Raw genomic sequence first — 9,269 nt, 5'->3', positions numbered from 1 at the left:
GAAGTTCCCTTCTTCGCCTTCTTGGGACACTGGAACCAACAACTGTTCTTATACTTCTCTGAAACTGGCGAACCGATAACTGATAACCGTTCTTCTAACTCTTGCAACTTGGATCTTGGAACTGACAACTGTTCTTATCTCTCGGAGGAGGCAGACCGTTGACGGTTGACTTTGTTCTTAATGCCCTTGCTCTTTCAAGCGCTCAACCACCAGCGAAGAGCGGATCTTCGCGCCAAGAATCGAGATTCTGACCAGAATCTTTGTCAGAGACATAAAAGGCTGAAGGAAGAGGACTTTGAGAGGCGGATGGCACTTATCATTGCTCTTTCAGATAGGGTCTGGCTTCTTCTTGCAACTTGCATCTTGGAACTTGCAACGATGATCTTCTCGGATGACGGTGAACGGCTAACGGAGAACCTTGTCTAATGCGACTGGCCTGAGTTAGCAAACCGACTACTTTTTGCCTTCTGTCTTGCGCCTGTGAGAAGGCTTCCACCTCTTCGGGCGAACAGCTGTTCGCCCCTACAAGAAGAATATGATTCTGAATGGGATGACAGATAAAGAAGATCGGCCTGCGTAGAAGACTGGCTAATTTTTCTTCCTGCGAAGCAGCATCACTTCCCCGGACGTTTTTCCGGGAATCACTTCTGGTCCTTGCTCTCGTCTCAGAGGACGGAGGACCGTTGACGGTCAACGTGGTTTTCATCAGCGTTCAGCTGCTCTTTCCCCGCAAAGCGGGCATTGCGACCGCCGATGTCTTTGGCGCATCACGAAATGTCGAAAATGATTTTCCTGAAGTAGTCTCGTGCAGCTTCTGTCGAAATGTAATTCACATCTTTGGAATAAGAGTGTAATGTGTTAATATTGCTATGTCCCCTGTCCATTTTGGCAATTGTCCAGTTTAGTTAGGTCAAACCGAGGAGGTAGGAGCATGAGTTTACAAGAGGGCTTTCCATTTCGTTCTCCAAAAAGTGACTGATCAAGACTAACAGAGCTGGAAAAGAAGGCGATATTCTCGAATGGCCTGTGAAACAACAACCCGGGGGTGACAATATGCAGAATGAAAAGAAGACAGTTCGCAGGTTTGTTTTCAAGCTGTTCAAGGTTTACTGGAAACGGGAATTGCTGGCTGCAGTTCTGGTCGGCGTGATGGTTGCGCTTGCAGTTGTCTTTCCACTATTGATAAGGCTGCTAATTGATGTAGTTATCCCTTCTGGCAATATGGACCTTCTCGTAAAATACGTTTTGCTTGTCGTCGGGCTCTGGTTTGGAAGCTTGATCTTTACCTATTTTGGCGAGGTGGTTTTTGAAACCACGGCTCTCATGGCAAAATCGGATTTGCGAAAGCAATTGCTAGAAAAGATGTTTGTTCTTCCTTTCGACTTTTTCCACAAGAATAAAACCGGCGAGCTCGTATCGAGATTAATATCTGATCTGGAACTTGTGGGAACTGTTATAGCACAGGTATTTCCGATACTGTTATTGGGAGTCGTTCAAATATCGGCGATTCTAGCAATCATGTTTGCTTTTAATTGGAAATTGACTCTTTTGCCCCTGGGCTTCATCGTGTTCTCCTTTCTTGTGATAATGTTGTTCAATATTATGGTGGAGAAAAGGAGCAAAGTAGAGAGGGAAAAATTCGGCGAACTGGCAGGAGTCACAAGTAACATAATCGATAATATGAAACTGATCAGAATCGCTATGCCATTTGCCTGGGTCATGAATTTCTTCGATCGTTTTCAAGGAGACCATGTTTATGCGGGCAAGAGGTTCATAAAGGCAATAAAAATCGCCGGTACACTCAAGACGTCGATAAACGGACTGATTTCCTTTTCATTGCTTGCCTATGGTGGTTACCTGGTAATGAAGGGTGAGATTACCGTAGGAATTCTGATGACTTTCTGGGCTTATGTTCAATCATTGTTCAACCCTATTCAGCTGCTCATGCAGGTGAACATTCTTCTAAGACAAAGCTGGGGAGGACTCCTGAGAACAATCGAGGTACTGGAAGCTCCTGAAGAAGTGAGCGATAGTAGTCCTAGGTTAGAAAATGTTCGGAGCATTTCTTTAGAGAATATTGAGTTCGGCTACGGCAAAAAGCAAATTCTAAAAGGCCTATCTCTTGAATTGAAGAAAGGGGAAATCACGACGCTGGTAGGTGAGAGCGGCGCCGGCAAAACCACTACTCTGAATATTCTTATGGGACTTCAAAGGCCCCAGTCGGGAACCATATACATAAATGGCGATCCGGTATCGAATTCGGCATCACTCAGACCCTATATCGGTTTTGTGGAGCAGACACCAACTTTGTTTGAAAGATGTACTCTCCTGGAAAACATCACCCTGGGTAGATCGATTTCTGAAGCCAGTTTGGAAAACATCTTCGAAAGAACAAACCTGGACGTATTGTCGAGAAGATTCGAGAATGGACTCGACACATTAGTTGCAGACATTCAGCTTTCAGGTGGAGAGAGACAGTTGGTCGCGCTGGCAAGAGCGCTGGTCTCGAAACCACAACTGTTGATTCTTGATGAGATCACGTCAAATATCGATTCAAAGACTGAAGAAATAATTCAGAATACCCTTTTGGGTCTGAGATCTGAAGGCATAATCGTGCTGATGGTTGCTCATAGATTATCGACTGTCCTACTGAGCGACAGAGTGGCGCTAATCAGTAATGGGGTTATTGTTGCGAGCGGAACTCACAACGAGCTGCTGAAGACCAGTTCCGAATACAAAAAGCTTTACTCGCTTCAGCTAATAAAAGATGAATAGAAGGATAATTGATCAGGCGCCCAGCGGAGCATTGTGAAAGCCCCGGACAGGGACATATCAGGCAGGCTTCTTGGTGCGCGTTTCAAAGCAGACAAGATCGGGATGCGGATGTAGAGCTTGGCTCATGATGCCGGAGGGGAAAGGCATGAATTCTGACTTTAACCCCCCGACTCATCTTCTGGAAGTCGTCGAAGGCGCCATGAAGGCAAGGATGAAATCTCGGAACAGAGTCAAGGGAGATAGGTTCACTTTTGTCCCCCAATCATTTACCCCTTACGCTGTTTTTCCTCATTGCGATTTGATCTATCAAGATACACCCCTAAGCATATTTCGAGAATGCTCTTCTTCCTCTTTGCAGCTTCGGATCAGCGACCTTCCAGCCCGTAGCGAACAAAGACGGGCCATTTGGCCCGTCTGCACTAGAAACCGAAATTGTATCTGCCTGCCAGATGAAAGTGGGGGAAGAAGGTCGAGTGCCTCGCAAGCTGCCCTCCCTGGCTGAATCCCACATTTATGATTGAAGTTGCCAACTCAAGACTGAAGTCTCTCATGTCGTAGCCTGCTCCGATGTGGGAAACCAGCGGAAGATACTTCATGTCTCGAGCGGCAAGGACGCTAGACAATTCAGTCATCGCCGTTACCTTGAAGAAAACAGGCGGAAGAGAAGGCGAGAGATCTTCGAGTCCTAGTTCGGCATAAAGTCCTATGAGGGACTGCATGGGGTCAAGAGAATAGAATTCCATTTCCTCAAAGCCGAATCCGAAGACCGGAACATCTGCAATAATGCCTAAGACGGGTTTGCTAAACAACATCCAGCCTACCTGAGTCCTCCCGAAGAACTGTAGATCGAATTCCTTTGTCTGCCTGTCCTGATTGAGAACAAAGCCCATTCCCACTGAGAAATGGGCGGCCATCAAACCTGCGGCCAGACCAATAACCAGAACAAATACTGCGAGCTGTTTCACTTACACACCTCCTAAGAGTCTTATATCAGTATCTCAGCCTTGCGGCAATCTCACTTTGAAGGAGTTCCTTATCAACCACTACGACTTTTCCGTCGTTGTTTATTACGCTTCGCACGATCCATGGGCCCACATTTCTAACTTCTCTGCTCTCCTTTACGGCGCGCGTATATACAAGCTCTCTGTCAAGAACATAACCTCTTTTCCTCTCAAGAGGATTAATGAAAAGCGTGTCGATCCTTCTGTCATTTGCTGCTTTCGAGACTTCCGTCCAACCTTCGACATACTTGTCGAAATTCTCCTGAGCCATCTCCAGAAATTCCTTTCGAAGTCTCCTGCTTTCGCTATCGATTAGTTTCTCGACTTCTTCCTGAAGTTGCTTCTCCTGATTGAGTGTCTTTTGAACGAAGATTGGGTATGCATCCGGAATCAGATGTTTTGCTTCCTTCTGGAACTTTTCGATACTCTCATTGAACGAAGAAGAGTGATAGAAGACGAGGTATTCTACGTCTTTTGGAATCTCTTCGTCGTTCTTGATTAATGATGCGGTTTTCTGAAGGAATCTCCTGTTCTCTTCTTCTTTTACCTTGCTAACCTTTTCCGAAGCGTTCCCGTGATACATCGCTCCCGATGAAGGTGAGGGAGAGTACTCCTCCAGATACTCCTGTTCTTTCTCTCGAATGGACTCGTTTTCGATGCTCTTAATAAGAGAGAGTCTTCTTCCTTCCATTACATAGTACGTTGATTTTTCCCTCTCCAGTGAGACAACAAGTGCCTCCGCCGAGGAGCTTGAAAGCCAGATCATTTGATCAAGATCGAATGTCTTGCCTACGTAAATCTCCTTCTCGGGCTTTCTATGAAGCGGGATGATTTTGACACCTTCGATTGCTTTATCGTTTTTCATATCTTCGCCAGTGTGGAACTCCACAAAAATCGCCAATCCTCTTCCCAGATCATCGATGTTTCCGAGTTTGGTTAGGACGGCTTCAACAACCTTCTGATGGATCTTCCCCATACCGGTTATCTTCCCGTCCTTTCTCAGACAGTCGAGGATATTTGACTTCAAATGTTTTTCCGCATCGCTCCTTTTGAGATTCTCCATCGGAAAGTAGAAAGTGAGAAGATATGAATCTGATCTGATCCCGGCCTCTGCACTGAGGAGCTGTTGAAGTTCTTTTTCCATCTCAGCTTTTCGAAGAACGCGTGTAGCGACATCATTCATTTGATTTGCCTCCTTCCTTCGCTTCTTGGTGGTCTGAAAGAACCTAGGGGCTTTCATTCTTGGCACAGTCTTCCATACTCAGTACTCTCTCTGTTCAATTATAATATCTGAAATCTATTGACCGCACTTCAATTATAACCCTGGGAAATATAGTACAATAGCCTCGGAGATGATTCGTTTGGCTAACAGTTTACAGGAGTTGCTCTTCTCTAGAATGGAAAAGACGTTCCCGGCACTCAAAGTAAGGAATTTCAGATATTTCTGGGTAGGTCAACTGATATCCGTCATGGGAACATGGATGCAGACAGCCGCTCAGTCATGGCTCGTCTTGACGACAACGGATTCCCCTTTCCTGTTGGGTCTTCTCGGCGTTGCGCAATTTACTCCGGTACTCATTCTATCACTACCTGCAGGGGTCTTCGTTGATCGTTTCCCCAAGAGGAGCATCGTAATGTTAACTCAGATAGCCTCAATGATCCTGGCATTCATACTTGCGATTCTTGTCTTTACGAATACAGTTCAATACTGGCACATCTTCCTTTTGGCGTTTGGTCTTGGAATGGTCAAGACACTCGACATTCCTGCAAGACAATCTTTCATGATCGAATTGGTGGGTCGTGATGTGGTTCTTAACGCAGTTGCGCTGAACTCAACGGTCATTAATCTTGGAAGAATCGTAGGACCCGCCTTGGCGGGGGTAGTAATGGCTCTTGTCGGTGCGGGTTGGTGCTTCTTCGTTAATGGAGTCACGTTCATAGCTGTGATAGTCGGCCTGTTCAAAATTGACGTAGCGCCGGTCGTAAAGAAGAGACCAAAGGGGACCGTGATACCTGACATCAAAGAAGGCCTGATCTATCTCTTCAAGAGTCCGATACTGACCACCACAACTTTGATTCTCGCAATCGTCAGTACGTTTGGCATGAATTACAGTGTTTTGATTCCTGTTTTTGCAAGAAATCAGCTCGGACTTGATGCTCAGGGATATGGACTTCTGATGTCTTCTTTGGGAGTCGGGTCATTGCTTGGAGCACTGATTGTTGCTGGCAGAAGTTCCAGTGGGCCGAGCAAGACGAGGCTATTTGTTGTACCGTTTATAACTTCTTCGCTTTTCATCATTATGGGGTTCAATCGTTCGTACTTGCTTTCGGCTTTGCTTATCGGGAGTATGGGGTTTGCTAACATCTTCTTTACCACCACTGCCAACAGCTTGATGCAAATAAACTCTGACAACGAGTATAGAGGAAGAGTTATGAGCGTTTACTCTCTTGTGTTCGCCGGCTCGACGCCGCTCGGAAACATGTTTGTCGGATCGATCGCAGACCGAGCCGGCGGAGGGAGCGCATTCTTCTGGGCAGGTGTAGTCACGGTTCTGCTCGTCTCGGGAACAACGATAGCCCACAGAGTCAGGAAGAGAATTTCAGCGGTGAAAAGTGATGTATCGGCATGAACGTTATCGGATCGAAATGTTGTATAATGATTTTGTTTGTATCCGGGGTGATTATATATGCCAAGAATTCCCTTCTCCCGGATTTCCAGGTTCTGGGGGTTTAAGGAAAAGATCAGGTTTGAAAGAGCATTGAATGGCAGAGCTTCGGTAGTCAGCTCTGGCGGATGTTTGTATGTGTTGAAGAGAAGGGCCGCGGGTATTCCTGCTGAATCTTGTCAAAGTGGGCTCCTGGCAAGTCTTGTCGGTGCCGGAGTTCCTGTTTCGGCTTCCGTTTATGCCCGCAATGGCAAGTCTGAAGTAAGAATCGGCAAGTACGTTTACTCATTGTTTTCTTACATAGAAGGAGAAAAGGCCGACTCAAACATCTCTCATGCCACTCCCGAGACGGCGGTTGAGCTTGGAATTTTCACCGGAAGGCTCCACAAAGCTCTCAAGGAGATAGACGACGATCAACTTGAAAGAACGAATCTGCTGAAGTCGCTGACATCTGCCCAGCGATACTTCAGTGCAGGGGACCTCGAAATGGAACTTGAAAGTGTTGAGGATTTCTTCACCGATTTCTACAAGATATACTATAGACTGCCGGTCCAGATCATTCATGGCGACTACCATCCCGGGAACATAATCATCCACGAGGGGAAGGTCTCGGGGATTGTAGACTTTGATTGTGCGACTCGAGAAGTGAAAGTGCTAGATCTCGCCTATCTAGCTCACAGCGTTTTCACCGAGTTTCTGAAGATCGGTTCTCCGTCGCTTTTTCTCTATTTGCTTCCGTATTTGCTTGAAGGATACTCCTCAGAAAACTCTCTTTCCTCAAGCGAGAGGGAGAGTTTTGTCTATCTTCTTTCTGCTATTTCAATTATCCAGATTCATTACTTTACTGCGAAAGAATTGACTGAAGAAGCGCGCTTCGCAAAGAATGTTTTCAAATGGCTGTACAAAAACAGCAGTCGGATCAAGGAAAAGTCGGGCTTGATCCTGGCCGGTTCCGAAAAGGCGATCTAGTGTTGTTCAAGAGATAGTGAATTTCCCGCCGTGCTTTCTTTTCTCCTTAGTTTAGTTTCTTTTCATTTGTTTCTCCCGAATTGGATATTTTGCGCAGAATCCCTCGCCTCGGTTTCTGCTAATTGATCGCTGACCCATATTCAAACTATATGCCAGCCATCAGAATAACGGCAGTCGGATCCGAGCAATTGGAGCGATCCACTTTGCACTGGAGTCTTTAACCCTGTTATTCAGCTGAGCCCCTTTGGAAGAGAAAGAGATCGATGGAAAATAAATGGAATGTTTTATTGACAGTATAATGGCATGGTCAATAGCCCCTGTCAAAGTATAATCAATTTGAGGAGGTGAATCCATGCTCGGGCTGAAAATCGTCATCGAAAAGGGCTCTGGAGTCCCTTTGTTCAAGCAGCTTACAGATCAGTTGAGAACTGCGATAATGAGGGGGGAGATTTCTGAGGGAACAAGGCTTCCTTCCGAGCGAGAGCTTTCGAAGTTGCTCAGGCTGAACAGGAGCGTTGTTGTGAAAGCCTATAACGAACTGAAGATGGACGGCCTTCTGGATTCCCGATCGGGAAGCGGTACTTACGTCATTTCAGTCCGACCGCCTCAGAAGGAATTCGACATGATATCGTGGGGAGAACAGCTTAACTCATGGGCTACAGTTCCGGCCGGTTCGGCGAGATGGGCCAGCGTTCTTAAGGGCCGGCCCGACGATTGTATAAGGTTCGATACCGGCATACCGCTTGTTGGAGACGAGCAAACAAACCTCCTAAAAGGAATTCTGTCAGATCTTACCGAAGATGAATTGAAGAGTTCGCTCGACTATCCGTCGCTTAGGGGCAACTCCGAGCTCATCAAGTATTTGTGTCTGAGACTGAACGGTTCCGGGATGCATGTAAACTCGAGGAATATTCTAATAACTATTGGTGCAGAGGAGGCCGTCTATCTTCTGTTTTCTGCGCTTGCCAGGCCAGGTGAAACGATCGTCGTCGAGAATCCGACTTATATAAACATAATCAACATTTGCAGAATGTTTCAGCATCGAGTGCTCCCCGTCGGCAGAAACTCTGAAGGTCTGGATTTTGCGACTCTTGAAAATGTCCTGAAAAGGAGCAGGGTGAAATTCATATATACCATGAGCTGTTCGCACAATCCAACGGGTTCAAACATGTCTGAGGAAAAAAAGGAGTCGCTGGTAAGACTTGCAGAGAAGTATTCCGTTCCGATAATTGATGACACGGTCTTCTCGGAGATTCAGTATAGTCGTCCTGCGCCGAAAACACTTAAGTACTACGATCATCACAACTGCGTGATCGAGATAGGAGGGCTATCGAAGGCCTATGCTCCGGGTCTTAGAATCGGCTGGATAGCTGCCGATGAAGCGTTGATAGAGAAGCTGATCGAACCGGTAAGAATGATCTCACTCGGAGTTCCGAACATCAGCCAGCTGGTCGCCGCGAAGCTCCTTTCTACGGGGGAATACGACCGTTTCTTGAAAAGGTATCTTGGGCTCTGTCTTGATAAAAAAGAAGCTGCGAAGAGAGCTTGCCTAAGATATCTTCCCCCTTACGTGAAAGTCAACGAGGCCCAGGGAGGAAACTTCTTCTGGCTTGAGTTACCGGCCTCGCTGGACTGCTGGAAACTGGTTGCCGAAGGGATTAAGAACGGAGTTGCAGTATCACCGGGAAGTCTTTTCACCTTTGACTCGAGCGGCAGGAACTTCGTAAGGCTCAATCCTCTAGGAGTTCCCCTTGAACAGATAGAAGAAGGGATAATTCGACTCTCAAAGGTAATCGAGTCGATTACGACAAGTGACATAAATGAGGAAGGCACTGTTTCTGTGGTCGTGTAGCTGCCG

The 9,269-nt window shown here is 46.5% G+C and carries 7 protein-coding genes; 5 read left to right on the top strand and 2 right to left on the bottom strand.

The genetic code is table 11. The features are described 5' to 3' along the window. Positions 1–683 precede the first annotated feature (683 nt). Positions 684–854 carry a hypothetical protein gene (locus B3K42_RS12825; RefSeq protein ID WP_292599155.1) on the top strand — a complete coding sequence of 57 codons (171 nt, stop codon included), beginning with the start codon at positions 684–686 and terminating at the stop codon, positions 852–854. 199 nt (positions 855–1,053) lie between these two features. Beyond that, positions 1,054–2,775: an ABC transporter ATP-binding protein gene (locus B3K42_RS12820; RefSeq protein WP_292599154.1), complete on the top strand. Its 1,722-nt coding sequence runs from the start codon at positions 1,054–1,056 to the stop codon at positions 2,773–2,775. 419 nt (positions 2,776–3,194) lie between these two features. On the opposite strand, the gene B3K42_RS12815 is transcribed toward B3K42_RS12820, so the two are convergent. Both B3K42_RS12815 and B3K42_RS12810 read right to left on the bottom strand, forming a co-directional pair. Next, positions 3,195–3,740 carry a hypothetical protein gene (locus tag B3K42_RS12815; RefSeq protein WP_110991210.1) on the bottom strand — a complete coding sequence of 182 codons (546 nt, stop codon included), beginning with the start codon at positions 3,738–3,740 and terminating at the stop codon, positions 3,195–3,197. A gap of 25 nt (positions 3,741–3,765) precedes the next feature. Then, positions 3,766–4,959: a hypothetical protein gene (locus B3K42_RS12810; RefSeq protein ID WP_110991211.1), complete on the bottom strand. Its 1,194-nt coding sequence runs from the start codon at positions 4,957–4,959 to the stop codon at positions 3,766–3,768. A 178-nt stretch (positions 4,960–5,137) separates the two neighbouring features. On the opposite strand from B3K42_RS12810, the gene B3K42_RS12805 reads away from it, so the two are divergent. From B3K42_RS12805 to B3K42_RS12795, 3 genes are all read left to right on the top strand, one after another. Beyond that, positions 5,138–6,406, top strand: coding sequence for an MFS transporter (locus B3K42_RS12805; protein ID WP_110991212.1), 1,269 nt, complete (start codon positions 5,138–5,140; stop codon positions 6,404–6,406). A 57-nt stretch (positions 6,407–6,463) separates the two neighbouring features. Next, positions 6,464–7,411, top strand: coding sequence for a phosphotransferase enzyme family protein (locus tag B3K42_RS12800; protein ID WP_258367487.1), 948 nt, complete (start codon positions 6,464–6,466; stop codon positions 7,409–7,411). 352 nt (positions 7,412–7,763) lie between these two features. Beyond that, positions 7,764–9,263, top strand: coding sequence for a PLP-dependent aminotransferase family protein (locus B3K42_RS12795; protein WP_110991213.1), 1,500 nt, complete (start codon positions 7,764–7,766; stop codon positions 9,261–9,263). Positions 9,264–9,269 lie beyond the last annotated feature (6 nt).

Origin of the sequence: Mesotoga sp. UBA6090 (genome assembly GCF_002435945.1) — a bacterium.
In the GTDB taxonomy this organism is placed as follows: Bacteria; Thermotogota; Thermotogae; order Petrotogales; family Kosmotogaceae; genus Mesotoga.
This window is presented reverse-complemented; position numbering and strand designations above follow the sequence as displayed.